Annotated in this window: 10 protein-coding genes and 1 pseudogene; all 11 read left to right on the forward strand. The window is 42.9% G+C overall.

Annotated features, from left to right (window positions below; genetic code table 11):
• Positions 1-121 precede the first annotated feature (121 nt).
• Positions 122-2,437 (forward strand): EcoAI/FtnUII family type I restriction enzme subunit R, encoded by a 2,316-nt coding sequence (gene hsdR, locus H6B15_RS13165; RefSeq protein ID WP_243424423.1) that lies wholly within the window; start codon positions 122-124, stop codon positions 2,435-2,437.
• Positions 2,438-2,444: 7 nt separating this feature from the next.
• Positions 2,445-3,923, forward strand: a pseudogene (locus H6B15_RS13170) (type I restriction-modification system subunit M).
• Positions 3,920-5,416 carry a restriction endonuclease subunit S gene (locus H6B15_RS13175; protein ID WP_204648468.1) on the forward strand — a complete coding sequence of 499 codons (1,497 nt, stop codon included), beginning with the start codon at positions 3,920-3,922 and terminating at the stop codon, positions 5,414-5,416. Before H6B15_RS13170 ends, H6B15_RS13175 begins: the two are co-directional and overlap by 4 nt.
• Before the next feature lie 75 nt (positions 5,417-5,491).
• Positions 5,492-9,199, forward strand: coding sequence for a tetratricopeptide repeat protein (locus tag H6B15_RS13180; protein WP_204648469.1), 3,708 nt, complete (start codon positions 5,492-5,494; stop codon positions 9,197-9,199).
• Between the two features lie 251 nt (positions 9,200-9,450).
• Entirely contained in the window at positions 9,451-10,005 is a 555-nt protein-coding gene (locus H6B15_RS13185) for a hypothetical protein (RefSeq protein ID WP_204648470.1), read from the forward strand.
• A gap of 4 nt (positions 10,006-10,009) precedes the next feature.
• Positions 10,010-10,831 (forward strand): hypothetical protein, encoded by an 822-nt coding sequence (locus H6B15_RS13190; protein ID WP_204648471.1) that lies wholly within the window; start codon positions 10,010-10,012, stop codon positions 10,829-10,831.
• Between the two features lie 45 nt (positions 10,832-10,876).
• The gene (locus H6B15_RS13195) at positions 10,877-14,032 is read left to right on the forward strand and encodes a DUF3427 domain-containing protein (RefSeq protein ID WP_204648472.1); all 3,156 of its coding nucleotides are present in this window, start codon (positions 10,877-10,879) and stop codon (positions 14,030-14,032) included.
• Entirely contained in the window at positions 14,032-14,469 is a 438-nt protein-coding gene (locus H6B15_RS13200; RefSeq protein ID WP_204648473.1) for a hypothetical protein, read from the forward strand. Before H6B15_RS13195 ends, H6B15_RS13200 begins: the two co-directional genes overlap by 1 nt.
• Positions 14,466-14,852: a (deoxy)nucleoside triphosphate pyrophosphohydrolase gene (locus H6B15_RS13205; RefSeq protein WP_204648474.1), complete on the forward strand. Its 387-nt coding sequence runs from the start codon at positions 14,466-14,468 to the stop codon at positions 14,850-14,852. The genes H6B15_RS13200 and H6B15_RS13205 overlap by 4 nt, the downstream gene beginning before the upstream one ends.
• Before the next feature lie 23 nt (positions 14,853-14,875).
• Positions 14,876-15,919, forward strand: a complete 1,044-nt coding sequence (locus H6B15_RS13210; protein ID WP_204648475.1) for a competence protein CoiA family protein — start codon at positions 14,876-14,878, stop codon at positions 15,917-15,919.
• Between the two features lie 113 nt (positions 15,920-16,032).
• The gene (locus tag H6B15_RS13215) at positions 16,033-17,223 is read left to right on the forward strand and encodes a PD-(D/E)XK nuclease family protein (RefSeq protein ID WP_204648476.1); all 1,191 of its coding nucleotides are present in this window, start codon (positions 16,033-16,035) and stop codon (positions 17,221-17,223) included.
• The last annotated feature ends 477 nt before the right edge of the window (positions 17,224-17,700 follow it).

Consider the following 17,700-nt stretch of genomic DNA (forward strand, 5'->3'; position numbering starts at 1 on the left):
TGATGTAACATTTCAAAATAGAACTACTGTGCCGTAAACCGCTAATGAAACTTAGCTACGCCGGAGCCAAAGAAAAAGGAAGGGGGAAACTGATGTGAGCACAATCCTGCCGAAGCATCAAATGAGTGAGGAGGATATTAAACTCCAGTACATTACCCCTGCCATTTTATCTAAATGGAGCCGGGAAAAGATCACTATGGAGACCCGCATCACAGACGGTAAGATTAATCTGAAGGGCAACTTTGTATTTCGTGAAAAACCCAAGCGGGCAGACTATATTCTGTACCTCAGTGCAAACAATCCGATTGCGATTGTGGAAGCAAAAGACAATACCCATGCTATTTCCCATGGTCTGCAGCAAGCAATGACCTATGCTCAAATGCTGGATATTCCCTTTGCCTATAGCTCCAATGGCGACGGTTTTATGGAGCACGATTTCCTGACCGGGCAGGAGCGCGAGATCGGGCTGGACGAATTTCCATCAGAGCAGGAGTTGGCTACCCGCTACAAGCAAGAATCTGGCTTGACGCCCCGCCAGGAAACCATCCTGGAACAGCCCTATTATTCCAGCCAGAATACCTATCCTCCGCGCTATTACCAACGTATCGCCATTAACCGGACGGTGGATGCCATTGCGCGCGGACAGCAGCGAATTCTCCTTGTCATGGCCACAGGCACCGGTAAGACCTATACTGCCTTCCAGATCGTGTACAGATTGCTGCAAAGTGGCATGAAGCGCAAGATTCTCTATCTGGCTGACCGAAACATTCTGGTCGATCAGTCCATCCAGCAGGATTTTGCACCGCTGGAAAAGGTCATCCATAAAATCAATGTAGCAAAGGATGACAAGAGCACCATCACTTCCCATGAAGTATATTTCTCGTTGTATCAGCAGCTGGTAGGCGAGGACGATGAGGAACATTTCAGCGAACTGTTTACACCGGATTTCTTTGATCTCATCATTGTTGATGAGTGTCACAGAGGTTCTGCGAAAGAGGAAAGCCGCTGGCGCAGAATTCTGGAGTATTTTCAATCCGCCACGCAGATCGGCATGACGGCTACCCCCAAGGAAACCAAGTATATCTCCAACCTCAGCTACTTTGGCGAACCGGTCTATACATACAGCCTGAAAGAAGGAATTGAGGACGGTTTCCTTGCTCCATTTAAGGTCATCAATATCATGACCGATATTGGGGAAGGCTGGCGCCCACGCAAAGGGCAGAAAGACATCAATGGGGAAGAAATTCCTGACCGGATTTACACCAACAGCGATTACGACTACAACATCATCATCGAGGATCGAATCCAGCAGGTGGCCCAGGAAATCACCAACTACCTGAAGAGCACTGACCGCATGGCCAAGACCATCGTGTTTTGCGCAACAGAGGACGCAGCTTTGCGTATGCGGGATGCTCTGGCAAAGCTCAACGCTGATATGATGAAGAAAAATCCCGACTATGTGGTGCGTATTACCGGCGGTGATGAATACGGGAAAAAGAAACTGAAATACTTCATCTCTGTTTCGTCGCCCTATCCGGTGATTGCAACCACGTCCAAGCTGCTTTCTACCGGGGCCGATTGCAAGATGACCAAACTGATTGTGCTGGACGAAATGATCGGCTCCATGACCGAATTTAAGCAGATTATTGGCCGTGGTACACGCCTGCGGGAAAAAGAAGGCAAGACCCATTTTGTGGTTATGGATTTCCGCAATGTGACTCGATTGTTTGCTGATCCTGAATGGGATGGGCCCATCGAAATGAATGAAGGCTACATGCCCGGCGGGAAGCAGCCAGACCATAAAGATCCCCCGGATGGTGATGGAATGGGCGATGAAACGACGCCACCGGAGCCGAAGAAAAAGCCCATCGTGGATAGAAACGGTTGTCAGGTACAGATCATCCATAAGACGGTATCAGTGTATGATGCCAACGGCAAGCTGCTGCGCCAGGAAAGCATTGTGGACTACACCAAGGAGAACATTCTGGGTGAGTATGCTTCTCTGGATAATTTTATTCGGCAGTGGTCTGCGCAGGATAAAAAAGAGCAGATTCGGGACTTGCTCCATGATCGGGGAATTGATTTGGAACTGCTGAAGGCGGACCAGAACATGACCGATGTGGATGACTTTGACTTCATCTGCCATGTGGCTTTTGATAGAAAGCCCCTTACCCGTAAGGAACGTGCCAACAATGTGAAAAAGCGTGACTTTTTCAGCAAGTACAGTGGTGTGGCGCGAGAAGTGCTGGAGGCGTTGCTGGATAAGTACATGAATACGGGCATTTATGAGATTGAAAAAACAGAAATTCTAAAGCTTGATCCATTCCTGAAACTGGGAAAGCCTGCGAAAATTGCCGGGTATTTTGGTGGTAAGCAGGGCTATCTGAAAGCAGTACAGGAACTGGAACAGGCAATCTATACAGACGAGGTAGGTTAAACCCCACATGAGCAACTTGACAGGATTTGTAAAACGGCTGCGGGACATCATGCGAAATGATGCCGGTATCAACGGCGATGCACAGCGTATCGAGCAGATCGCCTGGATGCTGTTTTTGAAGGTGTACGACGCCAAGGAACAGGACTGGGAATGGGATGACGAGGAGTATAAATCCATCATCCCCACCGAATGTCGCTGGCAAAACTGGGCACATGATGATAAGTCCGGTACCGCCCTCACTGGCGATAAACTTCTGGACTTTGTCAACAACAAGCTGTTCCCGACACTGAAAAATTTGCCGGTGGACGCATCCACTCCCATCAAAAAGGCAATCGTGCAAACCACATTTTCCGATGCCAACAACTACATGAAAGACGGTGTGTTGCTACGGCAGGTCATCAATGTGATCGATGACATCGATTTCAGCGACTACGAAGAAAGCCATGCCTTCGGGGAAATTTACGAAACCATTCTGAAAGAGTTGCAAAGTGCCGGTTCTGCCGGTGAGTTCTATACACCCCGCGCTGTCACCGACTTTATGGCCCAGGTCATCAAGCCTCAGATTGGAGAAACCATGGCAGATTTTGCCTGTGGTACGGGTGGCTTTATCATCAGCTGGCTAAAAGAATTGAAAAAGCAGGTCAAGACCACCGAGGATGAAGAGGCATATAGCAATTCCATTTACGGTATCGAGAAAAAGTAGTTTCCCTATATGCTTTGCGTGACAAACCTGCTGCTTCATGGGCTGGATGTGCCGCAGGTATACCATGCCAATACACTGCTCCACGATGTGCTGGACTATACCGAGGACGATCAGGTGGATGTAGTGTTGATGAATCCTCCCTACGGCGGCAGCGAAAAGGCGGACGTGAAAAACCATTTTCCTGCCGATTTGGCCAGCAGTGAGACTGCGGATCTGTTTATGTCGGTTATTATGTACCGATTGAAACAGAATGGCCGGGCAGCAGTGATTTTGCCGGATGGATTTTTGTTCGGTACTGACAACACCAAGGTAAACATCAAGAAAAAACTGCTCCGGGAGTTCAACCTGCATACCATTATCCGGCTGCCGGGCAGCGTGTTCTCGCCCTATACCTCTATCACTACCAATATTCTTTTCTTTGATAAGACCCATCCCACCAAGGAAACCTGGTTCTATCGGCTGGATATGCCAGAGGGTTATAAGCATTTCTCCAAAACCAAGCCCATGAAACTGGAGCATTTCCAGCCGGTCCTGGACTGGTGGAATGACCGTAAAGAGATCGTCGAAGACGGCTTTGATAAGGCAAGGAAGTTTATGGTCCGGCAGCTTACCGATGAACTGGGCTATAATCTGGACCAATGTGTCTATCCTCACGAGGAAGAAGAAATTCTGGCCCCGCTGGATTTGATTCATCGTTACGAGGAACAGCGTTCGTCCCTCAATGCCGAGATTGATCGGGTGTTGGAGCAGATCACTGCCATGCTGGGAGGAACCGCCGAATGACCCCACAGGAACTGAAAAACAGCATTTTGCAGCTTGCCATCCAGGGTAAGCTGGTGGAGCAGCGCCCTGAAGAAGGCACGGCGGAGGAACTTTTTGCCCGGATTCAGGAAGAAAAGCAACGATTGATTGCAGAAAAGAAAATCAAAATCAATAAAAGAATAGAATCTATCTCTGATGACGTAATTCCATTTGATATACCTGAGTCTTGGATATGGGTACGCTTTGGCAATTTAGTTAATTACACTATGGGGAAAACGCCCCCACGTGCAGAGCCAGAATGGTGGGGTACCGATATTCCTTGGGTGTCTATTGCAGATATGCCGGAAAGCGGACATATTTGTGAAACAAAAGAAAGCGTTACCTCGGCGGCACTTGATAAAAAATTTGGAAATAAAATTTCTCCAGCAGGGACTTTATTGATGAGCTTTAAATTGACTGTTGGACGAGTGTCTATTTTAGATATTGATGCGGTTCATAATGAAGCTATAATCTCAATATTTCCTTTCGTAGATGATGATAGTACAGAAAAAATGTATCTCTTTTATGTACTGCCTTTTGTTTCTCAGTTCGGCGAAAGTAAAAACGCAATAAAAGGAAAAACATTGAACGATACCAGCATTAGCAATCTTCTAATTCCTCTCCCGCCACTTGCTGAGCAAAAGAGAATTGTTGCTAAAATCGAGGAACTGTTGCTCTATATTGACCGCTACGAGCTGGCGTGGAGCAAGCTGGAGCAGTTCAACAGCCGCTTCCCGGAGGATATGAAAAAATCCCTCCTGCAGTACGCCATTCAGGGCAAACTGGTAGAACAGCGTCCCGAGGAAGGAACAGCAGAGGAACTCTTTACCCAAATTCAGCAGGAAAAACAGCGCCTGATTAGCGAGAAGAAAATCAAAAAGGAAAAGTCCCTGCCCGAAATTACTGAGGACGAAAAAACTTTTGATATTCCGGAGAACTGGAAGTGGATAAGACTTGGGTCGATACTTCATTATATTGACACGGGTAAAAGTTTCAAATGTGATGAAATCCCACCTACAGGTAATAAATGTGGGATTATAAAAGTTAGTGCGGTCACATGGGGAAAATTCAATGAAAATGAAAGCAAAACTTGCTATTCAAATGAATCGTGGGTAGATGCGTATGAAATTCATAAAAATGATTTCTTGATATGCCGCGCTAATACGGCAGCCTTAGTAGGCGGTTGTGTAATCGTAGATAAAATTAGCAAACGACTAATGCTATCTGATAAGGTTTTGCGACTCCACTTTACTAAAATGATATATCCGTTTTATGTTTTATGGGCATTGAGGACACCATTTATTAGAAATCAATTTGGTTCGATGGCTACGGGAACTTCTGAATCAATGAAAAATATTTCGCAAGATATCCTCAAAAATACTGTCATACCTCTTCCACCTATTCCTGAACAAAGGCGTATTGTCGAAAAACTAGAACAACTGCTACCTCTGTGTGAGCGGTTGAAAGGCTTTTGATTGTCTGATATCTTTCCCATTCAAGAAACGTTCAAAGGCATGAAGCGCTCAAAAGAAGGAGGCGCTAATTGAAGAATGGACTATCCGAACTTTCCCAATATAACATGGCCTCAGTTTAAGGTCTGCAATGATGATTCTCAAACAGAGTTCGAAAATATGTGTCGGCAACTCTTCACATATGAATTTTTGAAAGACTCATGCATGCCCCATTCTAATCCGAATAATCCTGGTGTTGAGGTTGAGCCTGTATTGGAACCTGCGCGGTCGGATAAGAAACCACAAAGAAAAATTAGTTTTCAAGCCAAATTCTTTGAAGGGAAAGCTGATTATCGGCAGATCAAGGAATCTGCGCAGAAGGCTGTAAAATCTTATAAAGATAACCTGGATTTAATCTATTTGTTTTGTAATTGTGCGATCTCAACCCATAATCGCTCCTATAGATCAATTGAAAGATTACTTTCTGGCGCAGGTATCGAACTGTATCCAATTTCTAATACAGAGTTGTTAGATTTGGTCCGCAAATATCCAACAGTAGCAAACTATTACTTTAGAAATCGAGACCGTGCAAACGATTTGTCGTCACTTCCTGCAATGCAACTGAGATCTCCAGACCTTTCGACAACTGGCGATTCATTAACGCGTACCGAAGATGTCGTGACCACTACTCAGCCTACCCCAGATAATAGCATTCTTATTGCCCTTTATCAGGACAAGGTCAAAAATTTTAGAAATGATATTCTAGAGCTTCGCCTAAATAACCTGGATTCCAAGATTCAGAAACTCCTTCCATCTAACGCAAAACTAATTGATGGCATGGATACGTTGATGTTTTACCATTTCTTATTGAACGTACATAGCAACAATTCGGTTGAATTGGGCGCAATTCGAGAGAAACTTGCACCTGTATATTACAATGACGCAGAGTGGATGCTCACTTATTCGGCAGAGCCTAAGGACTTCTCACTCTCTGAGTTTGTACGCTTATTACCAGAAACACAAGTGATATTACTCAACAAGATGTTCTCAGACCAATCATGGAGTGACATCATTGATTTAAGCCAAAAGGCAGAGCAAGCGCAAGGAGTTCTTGCTGAGTGTGTCACCAAACAGTTGCAGCTTTTATGCGCCCTTTCACTATTTAATCAGCGAAAATATGACGTTGCATGTGAGCGACTAGATGAGTTATACGCTCGATATCATACAGATAAAATTGAGTTTTTCCGGGTGTGTGCTCATATCCAAAAAATCAACAGTGAATTTATCTATGGAAGTAACCAGTGCCATTTTGATCTAGTGAACTATTTAAAGATTTTCGAGGATATCAAAAATCGTGCACCGGATCATTTCAATCAGAATTTGATTCTTGCAGCTAATCTGGAAATTGTTTCTTATCGTAATTTAAGTGAGGGTGATGTAGAACAGCTCAAACAAGTATTTGATAGATATGAAAATTATTCCGAAACCGTTCGTAACAATCCTACAGTCAAATTTCAAATTGCTTTGTGCTATGAGATGGCCGCAGATTTTGAGCATGCATTGAGCATTTATTCTTCTTTTGAAGATCAGAATGACGAGTATGTGATGGCAAGAAAAGCATTTTGTAATATCCAACTTAAGCGCTATGAAGAAGCAATTCGTCTCTATTCTGATGTTGATATAAACAGATTGTCTCCACGTGCTCAAGGGGAATATTTATTAGCACTTAGCTATGGAGACACTGACCAATACTGCGCAATTCTGGATGCTGCCATTAATCGAAATCGTTCAAACGTAATCGATTTGTTTTATATTGCGTACTATGTGAGAGATGAACGACTGTTTTGCGAAAAAATTGTACCAGTTCTCCAAGATTTGCTCCAACAGGATGTAGACGCTTTTTCACAAGTCTCAATACCGGAACGGAACGGTTATCTATTAGTACTAGCACATTTTAATCAAATAGAATTGGTCAAGGCGATTCTAGATTCAGTTCATGACATTAGCAGCATCGATGCTTTTATTATTTCGACGATATGTCATTCACTTTTCGTCAAGCTAAATGAATATATAGAAAAGCCTGTACTCGATAAAATTTCTATTACTCAAATATATATATCCGATAAAATCGCCGATTATTTCCTGAGCTATAAGCCCGGCGATGTCAGTTATATTCAAATTAAGATGATGTGCGCACGCTTAAATCGAATGTCTCTTAGTGAATTGAAATTTGCAAAGCAGATATTTGAACAGCATCCAAATAAATTTTTGGCAAGTCGCATTATCCAATTACTGCAAGGGCAAAGAGAAACTGCAAGTGTGGAATATGACCGATATTTGGAAATGTTTAAAGAATCGGATAACGCAGAAGATGCCATTTATGTGGCACAATTGAGTGCTCGACTTGGAAGGGAAAGCGATGCAAAATTATATTTATATAAGGCCTTTTACAAGTTAAATGGAATAGATAACTACACGGTTTATTCTCATGCACTGATTATTTCTTGTTTGGCACCAGAAATTTTTAATGCAGAAAGCACTGATCGCAAAATTACCGGTAGTTCTGTGATCGTTTTGGAGCCGGAACAGCCAGTGGAAAATGCTTTACAATCCCAACTCTTGAAAATATGCTTGGATTCAGAGAAGGACTTTTCAGATGCAGATAATAAGAGCCTTGATATGCAACATTTTTCTAAAGACAGCAAAGGATATGTTAAGCTTCTTGGAGTGACAAAAAATCAAACAGTCAAACTAGGAAAAATCAGATACAAAGTGGTAGATATTCTCCCGCGTCATACCTACATTAGAATTTACCTTAATAAAAAAATGCAGGACGCTCCCCAAAAATTCAACAATAATGCTGTGCATCTTTTTTCTGGTAGTAGTGCGGAAGAAGCAATCAGTCAGATCAAGCAATATTTAGATAGCCATAATTTCAAGGCTAAGCATATCGAAGCATCATTGAAAATGTACAATTTCGAGAATTTCGAATGGGGTATTCCTATTGATGCGTTTGTTGCAGGAGATTACCAAAGGTATATAGGTATTGCAAAGTATCTTCTATACGCAGATGACCAGGCCTTCTACGCAGGAGAGCCTTCTGAATTTAACGGAAGTGCATATTGTGTGCCAACTTTATCAACCTTTGTTTTGCTCTGCCTAATTGATAAGCTGAATGTACTTGATGGGATAAAAGACAAGCTTATCATTCCTGAAAGCTATTTGAGCTTTTTGAATGAACAATATGCCAAAGCAGTGCAAGCCCAAAAGAACTCAGAAGGACAGTTGGCGTCCATTGATGGCGAATTGGCTTTTTTGAAACTCGATGAGCAACTGCCTTCAATTTGGGAAAATATTCTCGATTTCTGTAATGATTTACCGAGAGAAAGCGTCTCCAACGATGAACGTATAGAGCAAGATTTTATTGAAGGCTGTACACTAGAAAAACTTATGGCCCCATTTGGGGCCGAAAAGGTTCAGTTGGACTCCTTTATTCTTACCAAACGTAAAAATGCTATATATTTATGCGATGATCTTTTCTTTAGAAAGGTTGCAAATATAATAGGAATTCAAAGTATAAATTGCGCATCTCTCTTAAGGAATATGGTTGAAGAAGAAGCAGATGCAATAACAGTTGAGTTATCTAAAACAAATTATATCTATATACCATTGGATATTCTCTCTAATGAAAAATATGCGAAGGAGGTAATGGAAAATTTGCTCCATGGCAAACAAAAGGAAAAATATTATGGAGCCTGCTTTCATATTTTATCGCTTTTAATGAATGGCGAAAAAAACACTGATTGATAGTGACTGTTTTACCCAATGACTTTGACTGTTAGACACTAAAAGGCGTTTTATTGCGATGTTTTTTCTATGAAACCAATAAAGCCGATTAATACGAAGGATCTACATTTCTAAAATTATAAAGAATATCAAATAACTGGATACAGCTCTGTAAAAGTCCATATGATGGTACCTTTGATATGGTATATTTGACATATAAAGATTATCTATATCAATAAATAGTGCTACATTCGATAGTAGGAGTGCGTACCATGAAAAAGTATTGTCTAAGTATCAGCCGTCTTCCACGTAAAGTGTTTGATATTATTCTAACTTTCTCAGCCTCAGCTTATGTTATTGTAGTATTCTTAATTAAAGAAAAGGCTTTGATTCCATTTATTCCTCAAACTTTAGACTTTATATCTTACACTATTTATTTGGCTACTCCTGTACTTATTTCTTGGCTTTGTTTAGTTGTTTCTAGATTTTTACCAGCATGCGGCATGGAATGCAAAATTAAAGAAGTGGAATTAGCAAGCCATTCTTTTCTGCCAAATTATCTTGGTTACTTTTTTGTGGCCCTTAGTATTCCAGATAAGAAAACATTTTTCTTTGTGTATCTAGTTGTTTCCATTTTTGTACATCTCTCACAAGCACTGAGTTTTAATCCATTGTTTTTGCTCTTTGGATATCAGTTCTACTTTGTTACAGGTGAAGATGGAACAAAAATATTCTTGATTACAAAACAAAAAATGAAAACTTACCAAGATGTAAAACTAGATAATCTCCGAAGAATCAATGATTTCACTTTTATTGATATGAGGTGAAAGTATGAACTATTTGTTGGCGCGAGTTCGTGACCGACGAAACGGTATAAGGTGTGTTTTGTCTAATCAAAAGATTTATAATGCCCCAGATACATTAGATACAGCGGTTCCGTATGCGCCTGATGATACGTTAGAAGAAGATGAATGGTTCTATTTGAGTGACTTTACACAAAAAGATTACTGCCCGGATCTTTTGAAGTGCCCACTTAATGGTACGGCTTATGCTGAAATTGACGAAGGTGAGCTTGATACAATTTCTTTCCTTTGCTGTCTACAAGACGATGGCCTGGTCTATTTTCAGAGAGTCACAAAGACGCAGCTACTTCGACGGAAAAGAATAGTATTTGGTAATGCAGTGAAATTTGAAGATAATGCGAGAGAAATTGTTATTAATTCTTACCCCGATGCGATTTTTCGTGCCGCTGATAACCGGTTGTTTTTTCGAAATTTATCTTCTATCACAAGTATTTTCCGTGGAATAGATGAAATATTCCGCGAAGCGACAGATGAAGAAACGAAAAGCTTTTTGGCGTCCGACTTTATTGTCGCAGGGGAAAATTACGATAGTTCATGTGTAAAAAAAGCAAACCGAAAGAGAATTGCGCTTGCTAAGGAAGCTCTGGATAGCTATGATCCGGAACAAAAAAAGGCTGTTTTAAGTTCTATCAGAGAGTATTACCCATCTATCATCAACGATGACAATACATTCAAAATCGAAAATGATGAAGATCTGACATATCTGTTATATGGCATACTACAAAGATACTACACAACAGCAGATGGAAGAGAAAAACGAATAGCAAGTTCCGTCCGTAGTTTGCAGTGACATATTTGGCAGCCAATAAACATTCTACATAGGAAGTGCCCTCTTATGCTTCACCCCGGCCTCTACGAACAAGTCATCAACAATGCCTTAACCAGCGAGCTGTCAGATATTCCTGACGCCCGCAAATCCATTGCGCCTATTGATAAGGCGGAAGCGGCCAAGGTGCTGGCGCAGTATCTGACAGACGTGGTGCAAAAAGGTATGGAGAACGTTCTGGATAACGGCGGGGATATCTCTGCCCAAATCGCCCTTGCCAATCAGATTGTCACCCTCATTCAGAACACAACACAAGAAGCTGACTTTGCCACGCTGGGCGTTGACCAGCGGGCAGAGCAGCTTCTTGCTCTTTTGCGGGAACAAGATCCTCGATTGGCAGCAGGAAAAACAGCAGCCGATCTAAGCCGTCCGGAAACCTCTATTGCTCAAAGCAGTCTATTTACAGGGGCTATAAATGAGCCGCAGATGTACACCGAGCTGAAAAAGGAGATCCTTTCCGCTGACCGAATCGATATGCTGGTATCGTTCATCAAGTGGAGCGGCTTGCGTCTTTTGATAGATGAACTGCGAGAGTTCACCCAAAATGGTGGCGAATTGAGGATTATAACCACCTCCTACATGGGTGCTACGGATGTGAAAGCCATCGAGGAGCTGCGAGCGCTGCCGAATACCCGGATAAAGGTAAGCTATGATACCAAGCGTACCCGGCTCCACGCCAAAACTTATGTATTCTACCGCAATACCGGGTTTACCACCGCATATGTCGGCTCATCCAACCTGTCCAATGCCGCCATATCCAGCGGCCTGGAATGGAATGTAAAGGTCACCCGCAAAGACCTACCCGAAACCATAACCAAAATTGCAGCTACCTTTGAGAGCTACTGGAATTCCAATGAGTTTGAGTATTATTCGGAAGATCAGAAAGAGCGCCTGGCGCGGGCATTGAAGGCGGAAAAGTATTTTGATGCCAATAATACAGCCCTCTATACCATGGATATCGCGCCCTACTCCTACCAGCAGGAGATTCTGGACAGATTAGAAGCAGAGCGGACCGTCCGCGGTTATACCCGCAACTTGGTAGTGGCTGCCACCGGCACCGGCAAGACAGTGATTTCTGCTCTGGACTACAAACGATTCCGAAAACAAAATCCGGGCAAACCCTGCCGACTTCTCTTTGTGGCCCACCGGGAAGAAATTCTGCGGCAAAGTCTATACACCTTCCGAGCGGTTTTAAAGGATGCCAACTTTGGTGAATTGTTTGTTGGAAACTACCGGCCGGAAACCATCGACTACCTGTTTCTGTCTATCCAGACTTTTAACTCACAGGATTTCACTGCTAAAACTGCCCCGGATTTCTACGATTACATAATTGTGGACGAATTTCACCATGCGGCTGCGCCTACTTACCAAAAGCTGCTCTCCTATTATCAGCCCAAGATTTTACTGGGGCTGACGGCTACACCGGAACGCATGGACGGCAAAAGCATTTTGCCGTACTTTAACTATCGCATTGCTGCCGAAATTCGGCTGCCGGAAGCCATTGACCGCAAATTGCTTTGTCCGTTCCAGTATTTCGGAGTTACCGATACGGTGGATCTGAACACGCTCAAGTGGAGCGCTGGCGGCTATGACAAGGGAGAACTGTCTGCGTTATATACCTTCAGCGGAGCAGTAGCGAATCGCCGTGCAGATCTGGTGGTTTCTTCTCTGCTGAAGTATGTGACGGACATAGACGAGGTCAAAGGGTTGGGATTCTGCGTTACGGTTGACCATGCCCAATTCATGAGCCGGTATTTCAATGACCATGGAATTCCTTCTATCTTCTTGATAGGAAAATCTTCCGATGAAGAAAGAAAATCCGCCAAAGATCGGTTGATTAGAGGAGATATCCGCTTTATCTTTGTCGTGGATATCTATAACGAAGGTGTAGATATTCCCGAGGTCAATACGGTGCTGTTCTTGCGCCCCACCGAGTCCTTGACCATTTTCCTGCAGCAGCTGGGCCGTGGTTTGCGGCTGGCAGAGAACAAAGAGTGCTTGACGGTGCTGGACTTTATTGGTCAGGCAAATAAGCGGTACAACTTTGAAGATAAGTTTGCAGCACTGTTGTCCAACACTTCCCGCGGCGTGACCCGAGAGATCAAAGACGGATTTGTATCGGCTCCCAGGGGCTGTTATATCCAGCTGGAAAAGAAGGCGGCTAAGTATATTCTGGACAACATTCGGGCCTCCTATGGCAACACAGCAGGGCTGGTTTCCCGTGTGGCCAGTTTTACGGAGGACAGCGGTCTGGAGCTGACGTTGACCAATTTCTTGGAGTATTATCATCTGGACCCACGGACGATCTACAAATTTTCTACTTTTTCCCGACTCTGTGCCCGTGCGGATGTAATGGATGATTTTCAGGAGCCTTTAGAAGAAGCCCTCACAAAAGCCATGGGGCGTCTAGCGGTGATCGATTCCCGGCGATGGATTCAGTTTTTGCTGGAACTCCTGCCTCGGCTGGACAATGTGAACTTTGCAACGCTGGGTGAGTTGGAGCAAAGGATGCTTCAGATGTTTTATGTCACTGTATGGGGCAAGGCTGCCGAGGACTGGACTTCTGATGAGGTGCTGGATCATTTGTATGCTCTTTCAGACAGTCCGGTCTTGCTGGGAGAACTGCAAGAGCTGCTGCGATACCGGTACGAGCAAATTGACTTTATTGATGAGCCAGTAGATCTGGGATTCGATTGCCCTTTGGATCTGCACTGTACTTATTCCCGTGACCAGTTGCTGGTAGCTTTGGATTTTATGAAACCGTCTACTGTGCGAGAAGGTGTGAAATGGCTGCCGGAGAAAAAGCTAGATGTGTTTTTTGTAACCCTCAATAAGTCAGATAAGGATTACTCGCCTACGACGATGTACAACGATTACTCCATTAACGAGAGCCTGTTCCACTGGCAGAGCCAGAGTACTACAGCGGCAGATTCTCCTACCGGGCAGCGGTACATCCACCACCGAGAACGTGGGAGTAAAGTGCTACTGTTTGTGCGAGAGTTCAAATCAGACCGAATCAATGGCGGAGCGGCGGCTTACACTTTCCTGGGTACTGCCAACTATGTGAAACATGAAGGCAGTCGTCCCATGAATATCACTTGGAAATTGGATCGGCCTATCCCTGCGAAATTCTTGAAAAAGACAAATAAACTGGTGGTTGGATAATGAATTCAAATAGCGAAAATCCAAGAGTGGGCAGATTATTTCAAATTCAAGTTCAGCAATGGTTCCAAGCCGTAAGGAAAGAAGTGTATCAATTAGAAGTGCCCATTGCAATAGGAAAACCTGCGAAACCGCACAAATTTGATTTGGCCAATTCTAGCGGAAAGACTGTCGTGGAATGTAAATGCTATACCTGGACAGAGACTGGAAATGTACCAAGTGCAAAAATGCGATCCGTAAACGAGGCTGCGTTTTATTTGTCTTTCTTGTCGTATGATGTCGAGAAATGTGTTGTTATGGCAAAGGCAACACATCCACGGCGAAATGAAACATTAGCTGAATACTACTATAGAATCAATCATCACCTATTGGGAGATATCAAGATTCTTGAGTATGATACCGACGCGAATGAGATGCGAGTTATAGGTGAAAAGGCATGACAGAAGTAGTAGCAGCCCTTATTTGGGATAGCAACAAATTTATGATTTGCCAACGACCTGCAAATAAGGCTCGTGGGTTACTCTGGGAATTTGTGGGCGGCAAGGTTGAACTAGGTGAAACGAAGGAGCAGGCCCTTGTTCGTGAGTGTCAGGAAGAACTGGCAATCACTTTGGACGTTGGTAAAGCGTTTATGGAAGTAGTCCATGAATACCCGGATTTAAATGTTCATTTGACCCTATTTAATGCATCCATTCGGGAAGGTGTTCCACAAAAGTTGGAGCACAACGATATCCGTTGGATTACAGTGAAAGAGATTGGCGAGTACAAATTTTGTCCGGCAGATGAGGAAATATTAAAGAAAATTTGTGAGACGTTTGGCTAAATTTGCAAAGCGGAGAACAAACCATGGCAACAAACGGATTGAATCTGGTTTATGCAATAAAAGATGGAGCGGGAATCAGCATAGAAGATGTTGACAGTGGGTCGAAGTGCGGATGTTTTTGTCCGGCTTGTGGAGAACCCTTGGTTGCCAAAAAAGGGACCAAGGTTATGCACCATTTCGCCCATCATTCGGGAAGCACCTGCGAATATGGCTATGAAACGTCTCTTCATCTTATGGCGAAAGATATCTTATCGCGGACCAAAAAGATTACAATCCCAGCGGTCTATGTTGAATTTCCAGATTCTGATAGAAGCCCACAATTATATCGTGCAGCACAAGAAATAGCAATTGATCGCGTTGTTTTAGAGGCGCGGTATGATAATTTTATTCCAGATATAGCTTTGTATGTTGGATCAAAAGTTTTATTTGTGGAGATATATGTTACACATGCTATCGATTCATCGAAACTCGAAAGATTAAAAAGAGAAGGTATTTCAACTATTGAAATTAATCTGAGTAAAAAGGATCGAATGATTACTGAGCAGGAACTTCGGGATATCTTGCTAAAAGTTTCGGATGAGAAAACGTGGAAATATAATGTGATTGCCGACAAAATTGCCACAAAAATATACACACTATCAGAGCTAAAAAATCTTGATGATGGCATTTATGTGAATAATTGTCCTGTAAAATCGTGGCTGTTTGGCAAAAATATTAACGCTGATTTTGTGAATGATTGTCGGGAGTGCGCTTTTTGTTATAAGTACTTTTTCACCCATGAAGAAGAAGGAGATATTATCCGCTCACTTCTTTGTGCTGGGAAGGAACGCATTGCGGAAATAGAGGATGTTAACATTCCCACAGAAAAGCGTCTCCCAAAGCGTAATGCAGAAATCGAGGCATGGAAAAATAATCGTATTGATAAAAGGATTTGCCCCCTTTGCGGCGCAAGACTTATAAATCGGTGCAGCCGATACGGTTGCTTTCTAGGATGCAAGAATTATCCTCGGTGTACGTTTATGGCTTACAGAGATGCCGAAACCGGACAGAGGAAAATGAAGGTATAGGTAGGCTGTATCCCTAACATCATCGAGGTGGATGGAAAAAACTGTACATAGGAAATGTTTCCCGCAGAGAAATATTGAGACTTTTTGAAGAGGAAAGGAAGTGAATGCCAATAATGAGTACAGCAGATATCCAAATTTCTGATGAAGAAGCCCTCCAAAACTTTCTGCTGGACATAGATTGTCTGGATGAACTGTTACCGTGGACCAAACGTTTTAATCTCTTTGATATCTTAAAAATATCAAGGACTGAAATTCGCCATAGCAATATGCTTGGTTGGCTTTTGAATCCCAATGAAAATCACGGTTTAGGAGATGCTCTACTTAAATCCATCCTACAGGACGTAGTTCGTGCAGATAGCAGTCGGTATGATGTCTTTGAAACCTTGTTAATGGATTTATATAGCTTTTCCGTGTATCGGGAATGGAAAAATATTGATTTGCTACTTATATCTAGCACAGAACGGTGCGCAATTGCCATCGAAAACAAAATCGGTTCCCATGAGCACGACAATCAGTTGGCCAGATACAGAAAAACACTGGAAAGCGATTATCCTCAATATCGAAAAATTTATTTATATCTTACCCCGGATGGGGAAGAACCCAGTGATGCAGAAAATTGGAGTACTCTGACGTATGAGAACGTTATGGAGTTCTTATCTGAACTACGCAATTCTATTGAAATGACACCTGACGTAGCCTTGGTAATTGATAACTATCTCGATGTTCTCAGGAGGGATATTGTGGAAGACCAGAAATTGGTTGAAGTTTGCAATAAGATATATGCCAAGCATAAAAAGGCACTGGATCTGATTTTCGAGCATAAAACCGATAGCAGGACACAATTGATAGAAGCGGTACGTGCCGCTCTTACGCGCTTGTCTGAAGAAGGCGTCATTGAGTTCTTTAGAGAGGAAAGCACGAACACTTTCTTACAGTTTTATACGGCTAAAATGAATGATTACCTTATACCGCTCCAAACGCCAAATAGCTCCTGGGGCAATGAGCATGTCTACAACTACTGGATTGGTATACGCGAGGACCAGCTTTGTGGCGTTTTTGAAATAGGCGGCTGGAATATTCCTGACGAAGAAATGGAAAAGATGCAAAGAATCATCGATCTGACAAAGCCTTCAGACAAGAGGCGGGAGAGTTTTCGTTATAAACGGATTTTCCGAACAGGCTGGCATCAGGTTGAAGAAGCAGATAGCTATGATGATGCGGTTTACAACTGTGTAAAGCGAATCGTCGCAACGCTTCTAAAGAAAGAAGAAAATCTACTGAAACAGCTTGAAAATAAAAGTTAAGGAATTTGCACCTTCTTGGGATGAGAGCGTTTACTTTTCCCTTTCGGTGACGAGGCAACGTGCATCACTCATTCCATCAATCATAATGAGCGTATGAAATGAGCGATGCGAAATATTTATACCGAAAGTGCGGGGCAATGCTTAGAAGTCTTTCAAAGATGGCTACAAAAAGCTCTAAAATAGATGAAAATTAACTTCTGGCCAAATTGGCCAGAAGTTAATTCGTAGAGAACAAAAAAATCGGGCCAAGTTGGCCCGATTTTTCGGTTGACCAATTTACCATCTCCACTTCGGGCCAACTTGGCCCGAAGTAATTGCAAAACCTCCCAAAAAGCTTATACATACGTAAAAAATGGATAGCGTATAATCGAGTTCGCAAAAGCAAATAAGAAATAGACAAGCCATTAGGGCTCCTGTAAAATGAAAGTTGTCCAGACAATCACGATACAAAGGAGAAAACCCTAATGGCTCAAAAGA

The sequence above is a fragment of the Gemmiger formicilis genome (assembly GCF_016900095.1).
Lineage (GTDB): Bacteria > Bacillota > Clostridia > Oscillospirales > Ruminococcaceae > Gemmiger > Gemmiger formicilis_A.

Excerpts from the sequence above, each read along its gene's own strand:
- hsdR (WP_243424423.1), top strand. The coding sequence starts at position 122 with ATGAGTGAGGAGGATATTAAACTCCAGTACATTACCCCTGCCATTTTA.
- H6B15_RS13175 (WP_204648468.1), top strand. The coding sequence starts at position 3,920 with ATGACCCCACAGGAACTGAAAAACAGCATTTTGCAGCTTGCCATCCAG.
- H6B15_RS13180 (WP_204648469.1), top strand. The coding sequence starts at position 5,492 with ATGGACTATCCGAACTTTCCCAATATAACATGGCCTCAGTTTAAGGTC.
- H6B15_RS13185 (WP_204648470.1), top strand. The coding sequence starts at position 9,451 with ATGAAAAAGTATTGTCTAAGTATCAGCCGTCTTCCACGTAAAGTGTTT.
- H6B15_RS13190 (WP_204648471.1), top strand. The coding sequence starts at position 10,010 with ATGAACTATTTGTTGGCGCGAGTTCGTGACCGACGAAACGGTATAAGG.
- H6B15_RS13195 (WP_204648472.1), top strand. The coding sequence starts at position 10,877 with ATGCTTCACCCCGGCCTCTACGAACAAGTCATCAACAATGCCTTAACC.
- H6B15_RS13200 (WP_204648473.1), top strand. The coding sequence starts at position 14,032 with ATGAATTCAAATAGCGAAAATCCAAGAGTGGGCAGATTATTTCAAATT.
- H6B15_RS13205 (WP_204648474.1), top strand. The coding sequence starts at position 14,466 with ATGACAGAAGTAGTAGCAGCCCTTATTTGGGATAGCAACAAATTTATG.
- H6B15_RS13210 (WP_204648475.1), top strand. The coding sequence starts at position 14,876 with ATGGCAACAAACGGATTGAATCTGGTTTATGCAATAAAAGATGGAGCG.
- H6B15_RS13215 (WP_204648476.1), top strand. The coding sequence starts at position 16,033 with ATGAGTACAGCAGATATCCAAATTTCTGATGAAGAAGCCCTCCAAAAC.